Below are 19,500 nucleotides of genomic sequence, written 5' to 3'. Positions count from 1 at the left end.
TTGGACCTGGTGACGGCGCGGACGCGCCACGAGCGGGGGGTTTGCATGTCCACCGACGACACCAGGCGCGAGCCGGGCGGCGCCGAGCCGCCACGCCACCACCGGCCCCGGTACCGCTGGGCCGGCACCCGACCGGCGGGCTCCCGTCCCGGCCGGCCCCGTCCACTCGGCTCCCGCCCCGCGGGCACCCGCCGCCCCGCCCGCTGAGTCCAGCCACCGACGGGCCGGATCAGGGTGCCAGGGGAAGGCCCGTCGAGTGCAGGAGGCGGCCGTCGTCGGTGACGATCGCGTGCCGGTGGCCGGCCAGCCGGTCGAGCCAGCCCACGCCGGCCACACCCATGGCGACGGCCGCCGTGGCGTACGCGTCCGCGAGCCCCAGGTCGGTGCCGACCACGGTGACCGACCGCAGCCCCCGGGCCGGCGCCCCCCGGCGCGGGTCGAGCACGTGGTGGCCGCGCTCGTAGCCGCCGGACGTGGCGACGGCCAGGTCGGAGCCGGTGAGCACCAGGCAGGTGGCCATCGGGTCCCACGGGTGCCGGACGCCGACCCGCCACGGCCGGCCGGAGGCGGACAACCCGCGAACGCGTACGTCGCCGCCCGCGTTGAGGCAGTGGTTGGCCGAACCGGCGGCGAGCAGCCGGTCCGAGGCGACCTGGGCGGCCCAGCCCTTGACGTAGCCGGACGGGTCGAGGCCGCCGGTGGCGTACGCGTCGAAGAACCCGTCGGTGGCGCCCCACAGGTCGGCGCAGCGCTGCAGCACCAGCCGCAGGTCCGCCGACGCCTCCGACAGCAGCAGCTCCCCCCGGTCGAAGCGGCACACCTCGCTGTCGGCCCGGTACGTGCTGAACCGGGCGTCCACCTCCCGGAGCCAGCGGAAGACCTCGTCGGCCAGTTCGTCCAGCTCGGCGCGGGGCAGGTCGTCGGCGAGGTCGAGGCTGATCGGCGTACCCATGACCTGCTCGACCCGGCGCAGGCCGGGCCGGGCCGGCGACGCCGGGACCAGGGCCGGTGCCGAGGCCCCGGCGTGGCCGGACGGTGACGTCGGCACAGGCCCTAGTTCGCCCGGTCGATCGCGGCCTGCAGCGACTGCCGGTACGAGTCGCTGGTGGCCGTCGCCCCGGACACGGTGTCGAGGTCCGCGCCCTGCTGCTGCACCACCAGCCCCGCCGTGCCGCTGTACCGATCGTCCACCTGCTGGCTGCGCTGGTCGGACTGGGCCGTCTCCTCGGGCAGCTCCAGCGCCACCGCGTCGACGATTCGCGAGCCGGAGAGGGTGATCTGGACCTGCACCGCTCCGTACTCGTTCTCCACCACCGGCCCGGTCACCGTCCGCGTGGTCGGCCGGGCCGGCGTGCTGCTCGTCCGCGGGGCGGACGGCACCCGCGCATTGGAGGTGGGGCGCGTCGCGGGGGCGCGGGTGGCGCTGCGGCTGGGCCGGGGCGACGTGGCGGCGCCCGACGTGGACGCCTCGGGCTCGGCGGCGCCGCCGTCGGCCGGGGCCGCCTCGGCGGGAGCGGGCGTCACCGGCCGCCCCTCGACGGGCAGTTCCTGGGCGACCGGGCCGGCGCCCGGGCCGCTCTTCAGCACCACCATCGCGGTGGTGCTCGCGGCCAGGCCGGTGATCGCGAGCAGGGCGCGACGCATGGACATGCCCTTCCTACAATTCGAAGGTGGCGAGGTGGACCTGCCGGCGCGGCACGCCGGCCTGGCGCAGCGCCCCCAGGGACTGCGCGACCAGGCCGGGGGGCCCGCACAGGTAGACGTCCCGGCGGACGAGGTCGGGGACCAGCCCGCGCAGCCCGTCCGGGGTGAGCACCTGGCGGGGACCGGGGTCGTTCCGGGAGCCGATGACGTACCAGATTCGCACGTCCCGGGCCTGGGCGAGCCAGTCCAGTTCCCGGTGCAGCAGCACGTCGGCCGGTGTGCGGGCCCGGTAGATCAGCGCCGAGCCCGGTGGCAGCTCCTCGAGCATCGCCCGGATCGGCGTGATCCCGCTGCCGCCGGCGATCAGCAGCGCCCGGTCGCCAGTCCGGTGAGCGGCGGTGAACGTACCGGACGGTCCCTCCGCCCAGACGGGCGTCCCCGGGTCGAGGTCGCGGAGGTCCCGGGTGTACGCGCCGACCACCTTGACGGTGAGCCGCAGCCAGCGGCCGTTGGCGGCGGCCGAGACGGAGAACGGGTGCGACTGCCACCAGCAGCCGCGGGTGAGGAACCGCCAGCGGAAGAACTGACCGCCGAGCAGGTCCAGCTCGCCCAGCCGCTCCCCGGTCAGGTAGATCGAGACCGTGTCCGGGCTCTCCGCGACCACGTCGGCCACCCGCAGCCGGTGCCGCAGGTTGAACGCCAGCGGCACGACCACCCGGCCCCAGACCAGGACCGCGACGACCACGACGTACATGGCGATCCACAGGGTGCGGACCGGGCCGGGCCGGAAGAGCTGGGCACCGTTGCTGAACTGGTGGCCGAAGCCGAGCAGCAGCGCGAGGTAGCTGGACAGGTGCAGCGCGTGCCACAGCTCGTACGGCAGCACCCGGCGGATCGCCCGGACGCTGGTGAAGCCGATCAGCACCAGCACGCCGGCGGCGGCGAACGCGGAGACCATGTCCTCGTAGTCGCGCAGCAGCACGCCCGCCTCGGTGAGGACCGGGTTGTCCTCCAGGTCGGCGTACCCGACCAGGATCAGCGCCGCGTGCGCGAGCACCGCGACCAGCAGGGTGGCGCCGAGGTCGCGGTGCCAGCGGGCGATCTGCTCGCCGCCGATCCGGCGCTCCAGCACCGGCAGCCGGCTCATCATCAGCACCTGCACGAGCAGCAGGTAGCCGGCGACGAGGCCGGTGATCCGCCCGGCGGCGGTGAGGGTCGCGGCGGTGGTCTTCAGGGAGCCGGCGGGGGTGTCCAGCCACCAGGGCAGCACGCTGGCGAGCAGGCCGAGCACGAGCAGCGCGGCCAGCACCCGCCGGCCGCCGGGTCCGCGCCGCGGCGGCACCTGGGGGCGTACGTCGGCAGCCGGCCGGCCGCCGGCCCGGGACGGTGTCGTCCCGGCCCGGCGGCCGGTGGCGTGGGTACGGGGGTACGTCACGCGTACAGCTTCATCGGGGCGTACTTCATCCGCGGGAAGATCTTCGCCACCTCCGCGTTGGTGAGCCCGAACCGGCCCTGCGCCACGGACCCGTAGACGTTGAACATGTTGTTGTACTCGGGTACGTCGCCGGAGTCGAGCTGGTTCAACCCGTTCCAGGTGCCGAGCAGGGAGCCGGCGAGCTTGCGGCCGGACAGGACGGTGATGACGCCGCCGTGCCCGTGGTCGGTGCCGCCGCCGTTGGAGGCGACGCGCCGGCCGAACTCGCTGGACACCATGATCGTCACGTCGGCGGCCAGGTCGCCGAGGTCGGTGAAGAAGGCGGCCATCGCCGAGGCGAGCTCGCCCAGCCGCCGGTGCAGCTGGCCGCCGTCGCGGGTGCCCTGGTTCTCGTGGGTGTCGTAGCCACCCATGCCGACGGTGGCGACGCGGACGTTGGCGCCGCCCTTGATGAGCTGGGCGAGCTGCTGGAAGGCACGGCCGACGCCCCGGTACTCGACGCCCTCCGCCGGCTGGTACGGCTTCGCGGCGAGCCGCTGCGCGGTGGCGAGCGCGCCGAGGCCGTCCTGGACCGCCTCCTCGACCGGGTGGTTGATCCCGGTGAACAGGCCACGGATCGCCTTCTCGGTCGCCGCGCGGTACTTCTCCTCGCCGTTGAGCCGCAACGAGCCGACGCTGTTCAACGACAGCGCGCCGTTCGTGCCGACCAGCGAGCGGGGCAGGGTGCTGCCGATGCCGACGCTGCGGAACGCGGTGCCCTTGCCGAGCGCGTCGACCAGGCTGTCCAGCCAGCCCCGGCCACCGGTCTCACCGGGCAGGCCGCCGAGGTTGCAGGCGTCCGCGGCCTGGAAGTGGCTGCGGGACAGGCGCTCGTCGGAGACGCCGGGCACGAAGCCGAGGTTGCCCGCGCGCAGCCACGGTTCGAGCGGCTTGAACGCGCTGGTCAGCTTGAAACCGCGGCCGACGGCCAGGGAGTCGTCGGCGAGCAGCAGGTCCGGGCGGGCCCGGGCGAGCACCGGGTCGTCGGCCGGTGCGACCAGGCTCAGACCGTCCAGCCCGCCGTAGAGGAAGACGTGGATCAGGGTGCCGGTCTTCGTCGCCGCGAACGACGCCGACGTGGTGACGAACTGTGCGGTGGCCAGGGCGGTGGCGGTGGCGGCGGCACCGGCCACGAAGGTCCGGCGGGTGACGCCGCGGCCGTCCTGCTGCGCCTCCTCCAGTTCCTCCAGGCGACGGTAACGGTCCCGCTCGGCGGCGTTCTCGGCGGCGACGATGTCGGCCTCCGCCCGCAGCAGCGCCTCGGCCGGGTTGTCGGCCAGCCGCCGCACGTCGGGGCAGTCGGGGTGCAGGGGGTACGAGTACACGGTCTTCTCCATCGGAGGCCTCACCGGAGGTGGTGCTGGGGGGAAGCGAGGATCGCCCGCGCGACGGCGGCGACGGCCCCGTTGAACGTCGCGTCCACCCGGGCACCGGCCGACAGGCCGGCGATGCCGAGGATCAGCGACTTCTCCTTGGCGCTCAGCTTCTGGCCGACCAGCCGCTGGGCGAGCGCGTCCACGTACGCCCCGGCGGTCGCCGGCGGTCGGGCCACCAGCTTCTCCGGCTTCGTGTACGTGAAGACGGTACGGCGGGCCGCGACGAGTTCGCCGGCCTCGTTCCAGCCGTTGACCATCGTCCCGGCCGACGTCCAGGCGACGTAGACGTCCGGGTAGCCGTCCGGGGTGGGCTGGCCCATCGGGTACTGGCCCAGCTCGCGCATCTTGTCCTGGATCTGCCGCAGGCCCCGGCCGAACGGGGTGCGCCGGTTGTCGCGGTTGTCGTGGCCCGGCGACGCCTCCGGCGAGACGCCGAGCGCCCGGTACGTGGCGACGAGGTACTCCATCGGCCGGCGGACCTTCTGCCCCACCGCGGCCCAGAACTCCGAGGAGCTGAAGAGGGTCATCAGCAGCGGCTTGACCATGCCCTTGTTGGTCAGGTACGTCTTCGCCAGCCGGTCCACGAGGGACTTCGGCGGGGTGTCCGAGACGAACCGGGTGGCCAGGCTCTGGGCGACGTACTTCGCCGTCGAGGGGTGCAGGGCGATGTACGTCAGGTACGCGTCGATCGCCGCCTCGGCCTTCTTCGGGTCCTTCGAGTTGTTGGCGTGGGTGAAGCCGAGGATCTTCACCTTGCCGACGTAGTGCCGCTCCGGGCGGAAGACGTACTTGCCGTCGGCGACGCCGCGTCCCGTCTGGAGCAGGGCCGCCTGCCGGACGTCCTTCTCGGTGTAGCCGCCGTCGACGCCCACCGAGTACAACTCCAGGTTCTCCCGGGCGAGGTTCTCGTTGACCGCGTCGGCGCGGGAGTCGTTCTGGTTGAGGTAGAGCAGCAGCGCGGGGTGCCGGTTCGCGGCGAGCAGCATGTCCGGGTAGCTGCCCAGGGCGTGCGGCCGCACCACGTCCCGGTCGAAGGAGTTCCGGTACACCTCGCCGCCGTCGAAGTCGGCCGCGACGTGCAGGAAGTCGTTCCAGAAGTCGACCATGACCTCGTACAGCTGGCGGTCCGACCAGATCTGCCGGGCGATGGTGGCGTCGACCATCTCCCGCTCCGGCTGGGCGCCCCGCTCGTTGAGCTGGTCGCGCTGCGCGCGCAGCTGGTCGGTGCTGAGCTTGAGGGTGGGCAGCTCGGCGAGCTTCAGCTCGGCCTTCGTCGGGGCGACCTTGTCGGGGTCGAGCTGCCAGCGCAGCCAGCCGTCGATGCCCCGGTCCTTGATGTCGGCGAGGACCTTCGGGGTCACGCCGAAGGTGGCCCGCCGGGCCAGGTGCAGGATCGGGTCCTTGGCGAGGACCGTCTTGACGGTCACCGGGGTCTCCGCGGCGGCGGCCGCCGGCCCGGAGAACGTCCGGCCGCCGGCCGGGTTGTTCTTCTTCAGCGCCGCACCGGCCCGCGAGCCCATGTAGCTCTCGTTCTGCTCGGTGTAGGTGCGCACCGTGCTCGGCTGCTGCCCACCGGGGCGGGCGGCGGTGCCGTCGGTCACCTGGGTGCCGGTGGCGTCGCCGGCCACCACGTCGTCACCGAAGAGTCCCCGCACCTGCGGTGTCATCGCCAGCGCGGCGCCACCGGCGACCACCGCGGCGGTGCCGCCGAGTGCGGCGAGCGCCTTGCGGCGGCCCACCGGGCGGCCGGGTTCACCGCCGTCGTCCAGGGTGGGCAGTCCGGCGCCGGGGGTGCGGGCCGGCGTGACGGATGGCCCGAAGCCGTTCGGGCCGACCCACTGGGGGCCCTGCGGGGCCGGCGACTGGGGCGCGTCGTAGGCGTACGGGGTGGACGCGTACTCGTCGCGGTACGCCTCGGGGTGCGGTCGCCCGTCCCACCCGCGGTCGTCCCACGATCGGTGTGGTGGTGGCACATTCTGGTCGGCCATGTACCAATCCGTTTCTGCTGCGCCGCAACGACCGTGACCGGGCAGGATACGGGTGCGACGGCTGATGCCTGGGGGGTTGCTACGGCAAGGTAGCCAAGGGGTGAGAGGCCTTCAAGCAGCGTCGGACGGCCCCCAACCGGCACTTAAGACGGCCCTCAGCGCCCCGGAACCGCCCCGCTGGCCGGCCGGCACCGGACAGACGGTCCCGAGCAGGGCCGACGCGGGCGGGCCGGGCACGCGCGTAACGTTTCCGGCGCACGCGGCGCTGATAGCACCGTTCAACGGCACAGGCAAACTTAAGGTTCGGATAACCCGGTCCTCAAGAGCCCCGGAACGGCCACCCCGCGCACCGTGCGTCGCCGTTCCCACGCCGGCGGTTCGCGCGATCCCGAGCGCGGGCCCTGGGCGGTTTCCACGCGGCGAGGCCCGCGACCGCAAAGAGGCGGTAACAGGAGAGCGTGAGCCGCCGCCGCAGCGGGTATGCCGCCGAACCGCTGCTGAACGCGTGAGGGGAAGGCACATGCTCAGCAAAGAGGATCAGCGCAGGTTCGAGCAGATCACCCGCCACCTCCGGGAGAGCGACCCGGCGTTCTTCGCCCGGCTGGACAACCGCGCACGGGGACGTCGCGGCCGGTGGCTGATGCTGTTGACCATCGTTCTCTGGGCGGCACTGCCGGCGACGACCGTACTGGCCGGACGGCTGGCCGGCGCGATCTGCGCGGTGGTCCTGGTGGCCAACGCCGCGGTCATGTGGCGTTTCCGACGGCGCTGGCTGTGACGCCACGACGGGCGACGCCGGTCCTTCCGCCGGTCAGTCAGCCAGCCGCCGGTACGCCCGGCGCAGCCGTTCCACCAGCCCCGGCCCGCCGATGGCGGGAGCGGGCGCGCCGAGCTGACGGAGCAGCAGGTCCGGCCCGGTCATCAGGGTGGGTGGCCGGTCGGGCAGCGGCACCGGCGGGGACCAGAACCGGTCCACCGCCTCGGCCAGCGGCGCCGGCGGCAGCCCGGTGACCGCCCGCGCGGTACCGACCGGCAGAACCTCCACAGTGGTACGCGCACCGTCCGGGGCGGACCGGACGGCCGGGGGACCGGCCACGCCACCGCGCAGGACCCGCAGCCGGTCGAGCAGCTCGTCCCGGTGCCGGCCCCGCCAGTGCAGCAACTGGAACGGGTCGGCGTCGAACGCCTCGGCGAGCAGGTAGAAGGTCGCCGCGAGGTGCTTGCAGGGGACGGCGGCGTCGGGGCAGCTGCACCGCTGGCTCAGCTCGGCGACGCCGGCCGGGAACAGCGGCGCGCCGGCCGCGGCGAACAACTCCTCCAGCTCGGCGGGGAGATCCCCGGCGAGCAGGCGGGCACTGAAGAACGCCTGCGCCGCGAGGTCCGCCTCCAGCCGCGCCCAGAGCTCGGGCGGGAAGGCCGGCAGCGCGATGCGCACGTCGTACGGGCGGGCGCGGGAGCCCTGCACGACGGCCGTCACCTCGCCGGGCGCCACGTCGAGGCGGACCACCTGGCCGGCGCGCGCGTACGACCGGCCCCGGGTGAGGCGGGTACCGAGGGCGAACGACTCCAGCACCTCCAGGAAGCGCCGCGACCACCAGGACCGGCCGATCGCGCCGCGGGTGCTGCGCGCCCGGAGTCCACCCTCGACCTTGCGGGGCGGCCCGTAGTCGGCGAACCGCCCGGGGACGCCGTCGCGCCGCCCGCCGCCACCGCGATCGGTCGTGCCGCCACCGGCTCGCGGGCTCACTCGACCACCGCCCCGGCCTCCAGACGGAACAGGTCGCGCAGTTGGGCGGTGGACAGCTCGGTGACCCACTGCTCGCCGGTGCCGACGACCGTCGAGGCGAGGCGGCGCTTGTCGGCGATCAGCGCCGCGACCTTCTCCTCCACCGTGCCGGCGCAGACGAACTTGCGGACCTGGACGCGCCGGCGCTGGCCGATGCGGAACGCCCGGTCGGTGGCCTGGTCCTCCACCGCCGGGTTCCACCAGCGGTCGACGTGCACGACGTGGTTGGCGGCGGTGAGGGTGAGCCCGGTGCCGCCGGCCTTGAGCGACAGGACGAACAGCGCCGGACCGTCCGGGGACTGGAACCGGGTCACCATCGCGTCCCGGTCGGCCTTACCGACGCCGCCGTGCAGGAACAGCGTCTCCCGGCCGAAGCGGGCCGACAGGTGGGCGCGCAGCATGCCGCCGAACTCCGCGTACTGGGTGAAGAGGAGGGCCTTCTCCCCTGCGGCGAGGACCTCGTCGAGGATCTCCTCCAGCCGGGCCAGCTTGCCGGAGCGACCGTCCAGGGCGGAGCCGTCGCGCAGCAGGTGAGCCGGGTGATTGCAGACCTGCTTGAGCCGGGTCATGGCGGCCAGCACGAGCCCCCGGCGTTCGATGCCGTCGCTGGACTCGATCCGCGCCATCATGTCGTCGACCACCGCCCGGTAGAGGGCGGCCTGCTCGGCGGTCAGGTTGCAGACGACCTCCATCTCCAGCTTCTCCGGCAGGTCGGAGATGATCGAGGAGTCGGTCTTGAGGCGGCGCAGGACGAAGGGGCCGGTGATCCGGCGCAGCCGCTCGGCGGCGTCGGTGTCGCCGTGCCGCTCGATCGGCTCGGCGTACCGCTTCTTGAACGTCGCCGCCGGGCCGAGCAGGCCCGGGTTGGCGAACTGCATGATCGACCAGAGGTCGGCGAGCCGGTTCTCCACCGGGGTGCCGGTGACGGCGATCCGGTGCCGGGCGGGCAGCGCGCGGACCGCCTCGGCCTGCCGGGTGGAGGCGTTCTTGATGGCCTGCGCCTCGTCCACCACCACCCGGTGCCAGTCGATGCCGGCCAGGTCGACGGCGTCGCGGGCGGCCACGGTGTAGGTGGTGAGGACCACGTCCGCCGCGTGCACGGCGTCGGCGAACGCGTCCCCCCGGGCGCGCTCGGCGCCGTGGTGGACGTGGACGCGCAGGTCGGGCGCGAACGTCGCCGCCTCCCGCTGCCAGTTGCCGACCAGCGACATCGGACAGACCAGCAGGGTCGGGCCGGCGTCCGGCGGGTCGCCCGCGAGCAGGGCGAGCAGTTGGACCGTCTTGCCGAGACCCATGTCGTCGGCGAGCACCCCACCCAGGCCGAGTGACTGGAGGAAGGACAGCCAGGCCAGTCCCCGCCGCTGGTACGGGCGCAGCGTGCCGCGGAACGACGGCGGCGCGTCCAGCGGGGTGAGCCGCCGCTCCACCGTGCCGGCCAGCAGGTCACCCAGCGCGCCATCGGCGCTGACGTCCAGCACGGGCAGCGCGTCCGTCCCGGCGTCGGACAGGCCGAGGCGCAGCAGGTCACCGACGGTCAGCTCGCCGGCCGAGCGGAGCAGCCGCAGGCCGGCGGCGAGACGCTTCGGGTCCAGCTCGACCCAGCGGCCGCGCAGGCGTACCAGCGGTGTCTTCAGAGCCGCGAGGGACTCCAGTTCGTCGGCGGTCAGCGGGTGGTCGCCGAGCGACACCTCCCACCGGTAGTCCACCAGCGCGTCCAGCCCGACACCGCCGCCGGCCCCGGCGACGGTGCCCGGAGCGGTCCGGCTGCGCGCCTGGAGGCGGGCGCCGAGCCGGGACGACGGGCGTTGCCACCACGACGGCAGCAGCACGGCGAACCCGGCCGCGTGCAGCACCGGGGCACCCTCCCGGAGGAACCGGTGCGCGCCCTCCACGTCCAGGACCAGCGCCTCCGGCGTGGCGGTCCGCAGCGCCACGTCCAGCTCCGGCCAGAGCCGGCTGGCCCGGCCCAGCTCCGCCAGCAGCGTCTCCTCGGGGCTGCCCAACCCGGTGACGGTCTCCGGCTCGTGCCAGATCCGCCCGGCGTCGACGTGCAGGCTCGGCTCGTCGGCGGCCTGGAGGCCGAACTCGACCCGCCAGAGCCCGTCGGTTCGAGCCTGGACCGAGGCGTCCGCCGGCACCACGGTGACCGGCTCGGTGACCTCGTCGAGGGACGGCTCGACCAGGCGGAAACTGGCCCGGACCGCGCCGCCCGCGGCGTCGCGCTGCCAGGCGTCCAGCTCGTCGCGGAGCGTCGCCAGGGCCGCCGGGTCGGCGGCGAAATAGCGGTGCGGGCCGGTGAGCGCGGCGAGCCACGCCGGCACCGCACCGAGCCGGCGTACGCCCTTGGCGAGCACGGCGTCGGCGAGCGCGGCCCGCACGGCGGCGTCGGTGAGCGCGTCGAGCGCGTCGGCGACCAACTCCCCCGGGGTCCACCCGTCACCGTCCCGGCCGGCGGGCCGCCCGCCCGCCCGCGCGACGGCGGTCCCGCTCGCGGACCCGCCGTCGTCCCGCGTCGGGTCCGGGCCGCCCGCCGCCGCGATGCCGGCGGCGTCGGCTGATCGCGCCCCGCCGGACCCCACGATGCCGGCGGCGTCGAGTGGATCGAGCAGGACCTTCACGGTGGCCCGGGCGGCCGGCGGCAGGGCCAGCGCGAGCGAGCGGGCCCAGGCGGCGTCCGTACCGGTGAGCAGGGGCCGCCACACCGCCCGCGCGTTGGCGGCCGGCCCGCCCGGCCCGGTCGACCGCCCCGCGGTCACGTCCGGGCCCGTCGGGTCGACCGCCGCCAACTCGGCCGACTGCGTCGGCTCCGGCCCGGCCGGCCGGCGCGATCGCGCCCCGCGCGGCCGGGCCGGCTCCCCGCCCGGCCGGCCGGGCTCGGCAACCCCGGCCCCCGCCAGCGGCAGGACACCGGGCAGGACGCGGCCCCGGGCCGCCAGGTCGGCGGCGAACTCCGCCAGCTCGGCGAGGTGGCGCAGGGTCGCCCCGGCCACCGCCACGTCGCCGACCCGGCGCAGCAGGGCCAGGGCGGCGTCCGGGGCGTACGCCAGGACGGGGACCCGCCACCCGGCGAGGCTGACCGGCCCGCGGACCGGCTCGACGGGCCCGGTGCGGACCAGTTCCGGCGAGTCGAGCGGCGAGCCGGCGCGGGTGGGCAGGGTGAGCAGGGCCGTACCGAGCCCGGTCGGCTCGGCCACCTCGGCCAGGGCGGCGGCGAGCGCGGCGTGGTCGGCGGCGAACGGATGCGGGCGTTCCCGGGGTGCCCGGCCGGGACGGCGCGGGGCGTGGGGCGGGAGCGTGCTGTCCTCCGCCCAGACGGCGAGCCCGGTGCCGGGCCGCCACGACCCGTGGATGACCAGCACGCGCTCCCCCTCGTCGACGCCCGGGCCCAGGATAGGCGGGCCCCGACCGGCTATCGTCGCCGCCGTGGACGACCTGCTCGTGATCGGGGGCCTCGGGGTGGACGTGCGGGTCCGGGTCCCGGCGCTTCCGCTGCCCGCCGCCGACTCCTTCACCGTCGATCCGATCGACCTGCGCGTCGGCAACACCGGGGCGGGTGTCGCCCTCGCCGCGCACGCGCTCGGTCTGCGCGTGACGGTGGTGGACGTGCTCGGCGCCGACCCGACCGGCGACGTGGTGCGGGCGGCGTTGGGGCGCACCGGCGTACGGGCCGTGCTGGCCGACGCCCCGGCCGGTACGCGACGGTCGGTGAACCTGGTCGACGCGGCCGGGCGGCGCAGCTCGCTCTACGACCCCCGGCCGTGGTCCGGGCCGGCGCCGTTCCCGCCGGCGGAGCTGGCGGCGCTGATCCGGGGCGCGGCGCACGTCCACGTCTCGATCATGGACTGGGCGCGGGACCTGCTGCCCGAGGTGCGGGCCGCGCTCGCCGAGGGGGCCGCGCTCTCCACCGACCTGCACGACTGGGACGGCGCGAACCCGTACCACCTACCGTTCGCGGAGGCCGCCGACCTGGTCTTCGTCAGCGCGGTCCGGCTGGACGGCCGCGCCGGTACGGTGGCGGCGCGCCTGGCACCTCGGACGGTCGTGGTCACCCGTGGCGGCGACGGCGCCGACGTGCACCCGGCCGGCGGGGCGCCGACCCGGGTACCCGCCGCGGCGCCGCCCGCGCCGGTCGTCGACACGAACGGCGCCGGTGACGCCTTCGCGGCGGGCCTGATCGCCGCCCGCCTGCGCGGCGCGGCGCTGGCCGACGCGGCGGCGTACGCGGCCCGCGTCGCGGCCGCCGCCTGCACCCACGACGGCATGGAGTACCCGCCCGCCCTGCTCCCCCGTCCCGCCTGAGCGCGGCGGGCGCTTCCGCTGCGCGGGTACGCGGCTCGGGGCAGGATGGGCGCATGGCATCAACCGCGGAGATCCCCCTGGTCGGTGGCGCGGCCGACGGGCAGAGCGTCACCGTCGAGCTGGACCCGAACGGCCGGCCGCCACTCACCCACCACCATCTGGGCGACGGCGGGCTCGCGAAGGCGGAGATCTACGAGCTGGAGACGGTGGAGGGCGCGGGCGACCGGTGGCGCTACTGCTGGCGCGGCCCGGCGGTCTGAGCCGGCGGTGGACCCGCGGCGGCTGATCGGCGGTCCGGTCAGCCGGCACGGCACGTTCAGGCGCCGACGCGGATCATGGACTGGGCCCGGAGGCTCTCCAGCACGGCCCGGGTGACCTGCGAGGTGCCGCGGGCCTCCTCGCACACGTCGGCGACCCGCCGGGCGGTGGCGTCGGCGCGCTGCTCCCGCTCGTCCCACAGCCGGTCGACCTCCGCCAGCAGCGGGCCCTCCACCTCCCGTTCCACGCCCCGCAGCGCCGGCACGCCGAGCCGCTGGGCCAGGTCGAAGACCTTGCCGGCGTACGGCAGCGGCAGGAACGGGGTGCCGACCATCGCGGCGAAGATCAGGAAGTGCAGCCGCATGCCGACCGCCAGGTCGAAGTGGCGCATCAGGCCGAGCACCTGCTGAGGTGAGTACGTGCCGTGCAGGATCCGCCCCCGCTCGGCGGCGATCATGTGCGACAGCACCCCGTGCGAGTGCCGGATGTCGTCCCGCTCCATGGGGACGAACAGGACGTACGCGTCGATCCGCTGCACGAGGAAGTCGCCGATCTGCGCCAGCAGCCGGTGGTAACCGTCGATGTCGAGCCGTTCGGCGGCCCGGCCGGGCTCCCGTACGCTCATGCCCACCAGCCGCGTGCCGGCCGGCACGCCCTCCTCACGCAGCAACTGCTCGGGGAAGTCCTCGGGTTCCAGCAGGAAGGCCGGGTCGGCGGTGACCGTGATCGGGTTCAGCAGGCCGGCCTCCTCCAGCACCATCCGGGACTCCTGGTCCCGCACCGTCACCTGGGTGGCACCGGCCAGGGTCTCGCGCACCATCCCCGTGTCCACGGTCTCGCTGAGCGGGCCGACCCCCACCGCGTACGTCAGCAGCGGCAGGCCACGCTCCTGGGCCACCCGGACGACGCGCAGGTAGCGGCGCGCCTCGCGGTCGTAGAGGATGCCGCCGCCGCCCAGGATGAGCAGGTCGAGCTGCGCGAGCACGACGGACGAGTCGTTGCGGCTGACGCCCTCCCAGGGGACCGCCTCCACGTCCGGGTGGGCCACCCGGGTGTGGGCGGGGTTCCGTGAGAAGACGATGATCCGGGCGTTCGGCTCCTGCTCCCGCAGGTCGGCCAGGAGGCCGGTGAGGATGGCCTCGTCGCCGAGGTTCCGCCCGCCGTACGAGCCGAGCACCCCGATGGTCAAGCCGGCGCCACGCGTCATCCGTCGCTCCTCCCCAGGTGCGTCCCGGGCGTTTTTCCCGGTACGCCGCGGAACAGTCCTGCCCCGTTCGCCCGACGCCCGGCGGGTACCACACCCGGGGTACGCGGGAGCGACGCGGAACCGTTTCCGCTTGCGGAGCGGGACGCGGACCGCCCGGGTGTCCGTCGGCGGCGCCCGGGGGCGGAGCACTGACGCCGTTGTCCTCGCACCCGGTCGACGCCCTGCCGCCCTGGGTGGCCGCTCGCCTCCGCTGACCGTCACCCCGGCGCGACGGCCGGGTGCGTGAGGAACGGCAGGACGGCGGCGGGCAGCGCGGGCGACCCCAGGATGTCGTGGTGGGTGAGGCCGGGCAACACGGCCAGGCGCGCGGCCGGCCGGTCGGTGCCGTCCCGGCCGGCGTCCCGGTGACCGCCGCCGAGCAGCCCGAAGAACTCCACCATGTGCGCCGTGGTGACCGAGTCGGCGTCGGCGAAGACGAGCAGGGTGGGCAGGGTGAGGGCGGCCACCTCGGGCGACCAGTCGTACTCGCGGCGCAGCAGCTCACCCGACTTCGCCCACAGCCGGGGCCAGTCCGCCGGCCGGGGCGCCACCCGCGTGTAGAGCTGGTGCATCGGGCTGCCGCGCATCCGCTCGCCCGTCGTCTCGTCGTGCCGGGCCATGGCGGCCAGCACCTCGGGGTACCAGCCCTGCCGCCGGCAGGGCGCGGAGACCAGCACGAGCCGGCCGACCAGGCCAGGGTGCTGGATCGCGGCCCGCAGGGCCACGCCGCCGCCGAGCGAGTACCCGAGCAGGTCCACCCCGGTCAGGCCGAGGTGGACGATCAGGGCGGCTACGTCGTCGGCCATCGACTCGTACCGCAGCGGGCGGTCCACGTCCGCGGTCCGGCCGTGGCCCTGGAGGTCCACGGCGATCACGCGGCGGCGCTCGGCCAGCGCCGGGAGCAGTGGGGCGAACATCTCGGTCGAGCCGAAGCCGCCGTGCAGCAGCACCAGCGGCCGGCCGGCACCGTGCTCGGCGTACCAGATCCGGAGGCCGTCGACCTCGGCGTAGCTCACCTGGCCCGCCCGACGTGCCCGCTCACGCCGCCGCCCTCGTCAACGCGGCGACCGCGCGGGCCGGAGTCTCGTCGACGACCTGCCCCTCGGCGGGCCGGCGGCACCCGGCGGCCAGCTCGGCGCGGCCCCGGCGCGCCGCCTCGACCTCCGCCGTCAACCGGGGAGTCGGTCTTCCGGACCCACGCACCACCATGCGCCGAGTATGCGCGCCGGCGGTGACATCGGAGGGCTCACCGGACCGGCACGGCAGCGGTGACCTCAGCCAGGAACCGGCGTACGGCGGCCGCCAGGTCGGGCCGGCGCAGGTCCAGCTGGCCGTGCTCCCCGTCGGCGACCGTCACGTGCACGCGGTGACCGGCGGCGACGAGCGCGGCGGCGAGGTTCAGCGTCTGCGTCACCGGGACCGATGCGTCGTCGAGACCGTGGGCGAGCAGCACCGGCGTGCCCGCACCCACATGGGTGGTGACCGTGCAGTCCACGGTGGCCGCGTCGCCCGGCGCGGGCAGGTGCCCGAGGAGCTGGTGCCACGGGTTCCCCTCGGCCCGGCCGCGGGGCCAGTCCGGCGCGAGCGGGTCGACCGGTGGCTCCAGGGCCAGGACGGCGTCCACGTCGCCGGGAACGTCCACGCCCCGCAGACCGACCTGCAGAGCCAGGTGGGCGCCGGCGGAATCCCCGGCGACGACGAGCGGCCGGCCCGGCAGCCGCGCGGCGCGCGCCTCGGCACGGACGTCGTCGAGCTGCGCTGGCCAGCTGGCCTCGCCGCTCAACCGGTAGCGGGCCTGCACCACCCGCATCCCCAGCTCCTCGAAGAGCGACACGTCGGTCGTGTCCCGCGAATGCCACCCGCCGCCGTGCACCCACAGCAGCACCGCACCGTCCACCATGCCGCGATCGTACGGCGGGCCACCGCCGCCCCCGGGCGGCCGGCTCCGGCGCCCCGCGTCGATGGTCCGGAGCCGGGCTCCCCGACCAGCCGGTGGGGCGAGTGCCCGGCGGAGGTCGGCTAGCCGGCTCGGAGTTGCTCGCGGAGGATGTCCGCGTGCCCGCAGTGCTGGGCGAGTTCGCGGAGCACGTGGAGGTACACCCAGCGCAGCGGGAGCGGGCCGCGGCGGTTGCCCTGGAGCACGTCGTCCAGCCCGAGCGTCGACGTCGCCCGGCGGGACGCCTCGCAGGCCTCGCGATGTGCCTGCCGGATGCGGGCGATGGTGTCGTCGTCATCGAGGATGAACGACTCGTCGGGCGTCGCGGGGATGCCGATCTCGGCGCGCGACCGGCAGGTGATGGCCTCGTCGAACCAGACCTTCTCGACGACGGTCGCGTGCTTCACCAGACCCAGCAGCGTCGTCCTGGAGGGCACCAGCGACCGGCGTGCCTCCTCCTCGGTCAGCCCGTCCAGGCAGCGGTTGAGGGCGTCGCGATGCTCGTCGATGAAGGCTTCGAACTGGACCTTGACCGAGCTGTTGATGGCATCTTCGCTGAACGTCACCGGAAGTGCGGGCATGCGCCAAGCATTCCAAACAGCGGGCCAGGCAGCAGCACACGGGTCCGGGCGAGCGAGCACGGTGCACAGGTTCGGCGCTGCCCGTGCGGGCCGTGACGCCGCCGCTTGACGATCGGCACATCGCTCAGCGATAGTTGACTCAATGAAGGCTGAGCTTGCTTCCCTCCATGGCCGGGCCCGGGTCCACGCCGCCCTGGGCGATCCGGCGCGCCTGGCGATCGTGGACGCGCTCACCCTGGGCGACGCCTCCCCCGGGGAGATCGCCCACGACCTGGACATGCCGACCAACCTCGTTGCGCATCACGTGAAGGTGCTCGCGGAGGCCGGTCTCGTCGTGCGGGCCCGGTCGGAGGGCGACCGGCGGCGCACCTACCTGCGCCTCCAGCCGGCCGCCCTGGCCGCCCTCGCCCCGCCGCCGCTGGCGGGTGTTGGTCGGGTGGTCTTCGTGTGCACCCACAACTCCGCCCGCTCGCAGCTGGCGGCGGCGCTGTGGAAGCGCCGCACCAGCGGCGACGCCGCCTCGGCCGGCACCAAGCCGGCACCACGGGTCCACCCTCGCGCGATCGCGGTGGCCCACCGCCACTCCCTCGATCTCGACCCGACCGGCACCGCCCACGTCGACGACGTCGTCCGCGACGACGACCTGGTCATCGCCGTCTGCGACAACGCCCACGAAGAACTCACCGGACCGGTCCGCCCCCGCCTGCACTGGTCCGTGCCGGACCCGGTCCGCGTCGACACCGACGAAGCGTTCGAGACGGCCTACGCCGACCTCGCCGACCGCGTCGACCGCCTCGCACCCACCGCCACCCTGAGAGGCACCCGATGACTGACACCAGGGCCCGCTACCAGGAGATCACCCTCGACCAGCAACTTGCCCTGCACACCGCAGCGAGCCGACTCGCCGAGGAGTTCACCGGCAGCTACGGCACCGAGACCATCGAGCGGTTCCTGCACAGCAGCTACGACCGGTTCGCCACCGCCGCCAGCATCCCGAACTACCTTCCGCTGCTCGCCGAGCGTTTCGCCCGGCAGCGTTTGCGGGCCCTGGCCCGGGTCGAGGGACACCACCGCGACGGCCGGCCGGTCGTGCTGTTCCTGTGCACGCACAACGCCGGCCGCTCCCAGATGGCGCTGGGCTTCTTCACCCACCTCGCCGGCGACCACGCGATCGCCTGGTCCGGCGGCAGCGAACCCGGCATCGAGATCAACCCCTCCGCCGTCGCCGCGATGGCCGAACGCGGCATCGACATCTCCGACGAGTTCCCCAAGCCGTGGACCGACGAGGTGGTCCGCGCCGCCGACGTGGTCGTGACCATGGGCTGCGGCGACGCCTGCCCCATCTTCCCCGGCACCCGCTACGAGAACTGGGATGCCGACGACCCGGCCGGCCTCGACCTCGCCGACGTGCGGCCGATCCGCGACGAGATCGAACGCCGGGTTCGTCGCCTGCTCGACGAGCTGCACGTCCCCACCATCCGATAACCACCCCGACCGGCACCCGGCCGGGGCGTACAACCCATGGGAGAGAACAGACCGATGACCATCGCACTCCGGCGGCGCCTGCTGGCCGAGTTCACCGGCACCGCGCTGCTGGTCACCGCCGTGGTCGGCTCCGGCATCATGGCCGCCACCCTCTCTCCCGGCGACGTCGGCCTCCAACTGCTGGAGAACTCGATCGCCACCGCCTTCGCGTTGGCGGCGTTGATCCTTGTCTTCGGCCCGGTTTCCGGGGCGCACTTCAATCCGGTCGTGTCGGCCGCGGACTGGTTCCTCGGCCGCCGCGCCGGCACCGGGCTGACTGGCCAGGACCTTGCCGGCTACGTGGTTGCCCAGATCACCGGCGCGATCGCCGGGTCGGTGCTGGCGAACCTGATGTTCGACCTGTCCGCCGTGACCTGGTCGAGCAGGGACCGCTCCGCCGGGCACCTCTGGCTGGGTGAGGTCGTCGCCACCACCGGCCTGATCCTGCTCGTCTTCGCTCTCGCCCGCTCCGGCCGCGCCCCGGTCGCCCCCGCCGCCGTCGGCGCCTACATCGGCGCGGCCTACTGGTTCACCTCGTCCACCTCGTTCGCCAACCCGGCGGTCACGATCGGCCGCGCGTTCACCGACACCTTCGCGGGCATCGCCCCGGCCTCGGTGCCCGGCTTCGTTCTCGCGCAGGTCGTCGGCCTGGCCGTCGGCGTCGGGCTGCTGGCCGTGCTCTACCCCGACGCCGGCCGCGCCGCAGACCAGGTGGTCGTCCCCATCGACGAGGACGCCGCCGTGGGCCACCGCCGATGACGCCCGGACGCGTACTCGGCCGTGCAGCGTCCCCTTGGACCGGCCTGGTGAACAGGCCCTACGGTTCCGGTCGCCACCGGCTGCTCGACCGCAACGGCGACCCCCACCGCCGGTCCCTGGATCCCCACGACGCGCCGGTCAACCGGCCCGGTGACCCGTACTGCCAGAAAGGCTCCTGATGAGCGACAAGCCCAGCGTCCTGTTCGTCTGCGTCCACAACGCCGGACGCTCCCAGATGGCCGCCGGCTGGCTGCGCCACCTCGCCGGCGACACCGTCGAGGTCCGCTCCGCCGGCTCCGCCCCCGCCGACCAGATCAACCCCGCCGCCGTCGAGGCCATGCACGAGGTCGGCATCGACATCACCGACCAGACCCCCAAGCTTCTCGAGTACGAGACGGCGGAGTCGTCGGACGTCATCGTCACCATGGGCTGCGGCGACGCCTGCCCCGTCTTCCCCGGCAAGCGTTACGAGGACTGGAAGCTCGAAGACCCTGCCGGCAAGGGCGTCGAAACCGTCCGGCCCATCCGCGACGAGATCCGTACCAGGGTGGAGAAACTCCTCGCCGAGCTGCGGCCCGCCGCCTGAGACTCCCCGTCACCGCTGCCCGCCCGCCGGCGCTTACCGTCGG

At 74.7% G+C, this 19,500-nt stretch carries 19 protein-coding genes; 7 read left to right on the top strand and 12 right to left on the bottom strand.

Annotated features, from left to right (window positions below):
• Positions 1-229: 229 nt before the first annotated feature.
• The 5 genes from AB0873_RS07175 to AB0873_RS07155 all read right to left on the bottom strand — a co-directional run bounded on the left by AB0873_RS07175 (position 230) and on the right by AB0873_RS07155 (position 6,482).
• Positions 230-952 carry an FAD:protein FMN transferase gene (locus AB0873_RS07175; RefSeq protein ID WP_366599010.1) on the bottom strand — a complete coding sequence of 241 codons (723 nt, stop codon included), beginning with the start codon at positions 950-952 and terminating at the stop codon, positions 230-232.
• Between the two features lie 101 nt (positions 953-1,053).
• Positions 1,054-1,650, bottom strand: a complete 597-nt coding sequence (locus tag AB0873_RS07170; protein WP_366598826.1) for an FMN-binding protein — start codon at positions 1,648-1,650, stop codon at positions 1,054-1,056.
• A 7-nt stretch (positions 1,651-1,657) separates the two neighbouring features.
• A complete protein-coding gene (locus AB0873_RS07165) occupies positions 1,658-3,079 on the bottom strand; it encodes a ferredoxin reductase family protein (RefSeq protein WP_366598825.1) in 1,422 nt (473 codons plus the stop codon).
• Entirely contained in the window at positions 3,076-4,455 is a 1,380-nt protein-coding gene (locus AB0873_RS07160; protein ID WP_155330912.1) for a DUF1501 domain-containing protein, read from the bottom strand. The genes AB0873_RS07165 and AB0873_RS07160 overlap by 4 nt, the downstream gene beginning before the upstream one ends.
• 8 nt (positions 4,456-4,463) lie before the next feature.
• Positions 4,464-6,482 carry a DUF1800 domain-containing protein gene (locus AB0873_RS07155; protein ID WP_366598824.1) on the bottom strand — a complete coding sequence of 673 codons (2,019 nt, stop codon included), beginning with the start codon at positions 6,480-6,482 and terminating at the stop codon, positions 4,464-4,466.
• A 520-nt stretch (positions 6,483-7,002) separates the two neighbouring features.
• Here AB0873_RS07155 and AB0873_RS07150 point away from each other — a divergent pair.
• The gene (locus tag AB0873_RS07150) at positions 7,003-7,260 is read left to right on the top strand and encodes a DUF3040 domain-containing protein (protein WP_168001343.1); all 258 of its coding nucleotides are present in this window, start codon (positions 7,003-7,005) and stop codon (positions 7,258-7,260) included.
• 33 nt (positions 7,261-7,293) lie between these two features.
• On the opposite strand, the gene AB0873_RS07145 is transcribed toward AB0873_RS07150, so the two are convergent.
• Positions 7,294-8,229: an SWIM zinc finger family protein gene (locus AB0873_RS07145; RefSeq protein WP_366598823.1), complete on the bottom strand. Its 936-nt coding sequence runs from the start codon at positions 8,227-8,229 to the stop codon at positions 7,294-7,296.
• Positions 8,226-11,627 (bottom strand): DEAD/DEAH box helicase, encoded by a 3,402-nt coding sequence (locus AB0873_RS07140; RefSeq protein ID WP_366598822.1) that lies wholly within the window; start codon positions 11,625-11,627, stop codon positions 8,226-8,228. Before AB0873_RS07140 ends, AB0873_RS07145 begins: the two co-directional genes overlap by 4 nt.
• Positions 11,628-11,691: 64 nt before the next feature.
• Between AB0873_RS07140 and AB0873_RS07135 the strand changes: the two genes are divergently transcribed.
• Both AB0873_RS07135 and AB0873_RS07130 read left to right on the top strand, forming a co-directional pair.
• Positions 11,692-12,567, top strand: a complete 876-nt coding sequence (locus AB0873_RS07135) for a PfkB family carbohydrate kinase (RefSeq protein WP_366598821.1) — start codon at positions 11,692-11,694, stop codon at positions 12,565-12,567.
• A gap of 53 nt (positions 12,568-12,620) precedes the next feature.
• On the top strand, positions 12,621-12,827 hold the full coding sequence (locus AB0873_RS07130) for a hypothetical protein (RefSeq protein WP_366598820.1): 207 nt from the start codon (positions 12,621-12,623) through the stop codon (positions 12,825-12,827).
• Positions 12,828-12,883: 56 nt separating this feature from the next.
• Here AB0873_RS07130 and AB0873_RS07125 read toward each other — a convergent pair whose 3' ends face one another.
• The 5 genes from AB0873_RS07125 to AB0873_RS07105 form a co-directional block, all read right to left on the bottom strand.
• Positions 12,884-14,032 (bottom strand): polysaccharide pyruvyl transferase family protein, encoded by a 1,149-nt coding sequence (locus AB0873_RS07125; protein WP_155330905.1) that lies wholly within the window; start codon positions 14,030-14,032, stop codon positions 12,884-12,886.
• Between the two features lie 257 nt (positions 14,033-14,289).
• Positions 14,290-15,087 carry an alpha/beta fold hydrolase gene (locus AB0873_RS07120; RefSeq protein WP_366598819.1) on the bottom strand — a complete coding sequence of 266 codons (798 nt, stop codon included), beginning with the start codon at positions 15,085-15,087 and terminating at the stop codon, positions 14,290-14,292.
• Between the two features lie 22 nt (positions 15,088-15,109).
• A complete protein-coding gene (locus AB0873_RS07115) occupies positions 15,110-15,244 on the bottom strand; it encodes a hypothetical protein (protein WP_366598817.1) in 135 nt (44 codons plus the stop codon).
• 73 nt (positions 15,245-15,317) lie between these two features.
• Positions 15,318-15,971, bottom strand: coding sequence for an alpha/beta hydrolase (locus AB0873_RS07110; protein ID WP_366598816.1), 654 nt, complete (start codon positions 15,969-15,971; stop codon positions 15,318-15,320).
• A gap of 119 nt (positions 15,972-16,090) precedes the next feature.
• Positions 16,091-16,588, bottom strand: a complete 498-nt coding sequence (locus AB0873_RS07105; protein WP_366598815.1) for a DinB family protein — start codon at positions 16,586-16,588, stop codon at positions 16,091-16,093.
• A gap of 142 nt (positions 16,589-16,730) precedes the next feature.
• Here AB0873_RS07105 and AB0873_RS07100 point away from each other — a divergent pair, with 142 nt between their 5' ends.
• The 4 genes from AB0873_RS07100 to AB0873_RS07085 all read left to right on the top strand — a co-directional run bounded on the left by AB0873_RS07100 (position 16,731) and on the right by AB0873_RS07085 (position 19,457).
• On the top strand, positions 16,731-17,417 hold the full coding sequence (locus AB0873_RS07100; RefSeq protein ID WP_366598814.1) for a helix-turn-helix domain-containing protein: 687 nt from the start codon (positions 16,731-16,733) through the stop codon (positions 17,415-17,417).
• Positions 17,414-18,073 (top strand): arsenate reductase ArsC, encoded by a 660-nt coding sequence (locus AB0873_RS07095; protein ID WP_366598813.1) that lies wholly within the window; start codon positions 17,414-17,416, stop codon positions 18,071-18,073. The genes AB0873_RS07100 and AB0873_RS07095 overlap by 4 nt, the downstream gene beginning before the upstream one ends.
• A 54-nt stretch (positions 18,074-18,127) precedes the next feature.
• The gene (locus tag AB0873_RS07090; RefSeq protein ID WP_366598812.1) at positions 18,128-18,871 is read left to right on the top strand and encodes an MIP/aquaporin family protein; all 744 of its coding nucleotides are present in this window, start codon (positions 18,128-18,130) and stop codon (positions 18,869-18,871) included.
• Between the two features lie 178 nt (positions 18,872-19,049).
• Positions 19,050-19,457, top strand: coding sequence for an arsenate reductase ArsC (locus AB0873_RS07085; RefSeq protein WP_366598811.1), 408 nt, complete (start codon positions 19,050-19,052; stop codon positions 19,455-19,457).
• Positions 19,458-19,500 lie beyond the last annotated feature (43 nt).

Source organism: Micromonospora sp. NPDC047707 (assembly GCF_040704235.1).
Taxonomy (GTDB): domain Bacteria; phylum Actinomycetota; class Actinomycetes; order Mycobacteriales; family Micromonosporaceae; genus Micromonospora.
This window is presented reverse-complemented; position numbering and strand designations above follow the sequence as displayed.

Excerpts from the sequence above, each read along its gene's own strand:
- AB0873_RS07160 (WP_155330912.1), bottom strand. The coding sequence starts at position 4,455 with ATGGAGAAGACCGTGTACTCGTACCCCCTGCACCCCGACTGCCCCGAC.
- AB0873_RS07090 (WP_366598812.1), top strand. The coding sequence starts at position 18,128 with ATGACCATCGCACTCCGGCGGCGCCTGCTGGCCGAGTTCACCGGCACC.
- AB0873_RS07095 (WP_366598813.1), top strand. The coding sequence starts at position 17,414 with ATGACTGACACCAGGGCCCGCTACCAGGAGATCACCCTCGACCAGCAA.
- AB0873_RS07105 (WP_366598815.1), bottom strand. The coding sequence starts at position 16,588 with ATGCCCGCACTTCCGGTGACGTTCAGCGAAGATGCCATCAACAGCTCG.
- AB0873_RS07150 (WP_168001343.1), top strand. The coding sequence starts at position 7,003 with ATGCTCAGCAAAGAGGATCAGCGCAGGTTCGAGCAGATCACCCGCCAC.
- AB0873_RS07170 (WP_366598826.1), bottom strand. The coding sequence starts at position 1,650 with ATGTCCATGCGTCGCGCCCTGCTCGCGATCACCGGCCTGGCCGCGAGC.
- AB0873_RS07130 (WP_366598820.1), top strand. The coding sequence starts at position 12,621 with ATGGCATCAACCGCGGAGATCCCCCTGGTCGGTGGCGCGGCCGACGGG.
- AB0873_RS07175 (WP_366599010.1), bottom strand. The coding sequence starts at position 952 with ATGGGTACGCCGATCAGCCTCGACCTCGCCGACGACCTGCCCCGCGCC.
- AB0873_RS07100 (WP_366598814.1), top strand. The coding sequence starts at position 16,731 with ATGAAGGCTGAGCTTGCTTCCCTCCATGGCCGGGCCCGGGTCCACGCC.
- AB0873_RS07155 (WP_366598824.1), bottom strand. The coding sequence starts at position 6,482 with ATGGCCGACCAGAATGTGCCACCACCACACCGATCGTGGGACGACCGC.
- AB0873_RS07085 (WP_366598811.1), top strand. The coding sequence starts at position 19,050 with ATGAGCGACAAGCCCAGCGTCCTGTTCGTCTGCGTCCACAACGCCGGA.
- AB0873_RS07125 (WP_155330905.1), bottom strand. The coding sequence starts at position 14,032 with ATGACGCGTGGCGCCGGCTTGACCATCGGGGTGCTCGGCTCGTACGGC.
- AB0873_RS07110 (WP_366598816.1), bottom strand. The coding sequence starts at position 15,971 with ATGGTGGACGGTGCGGTGCTGCTGTGGGTGCACGGCGGCGGGTGGCAT.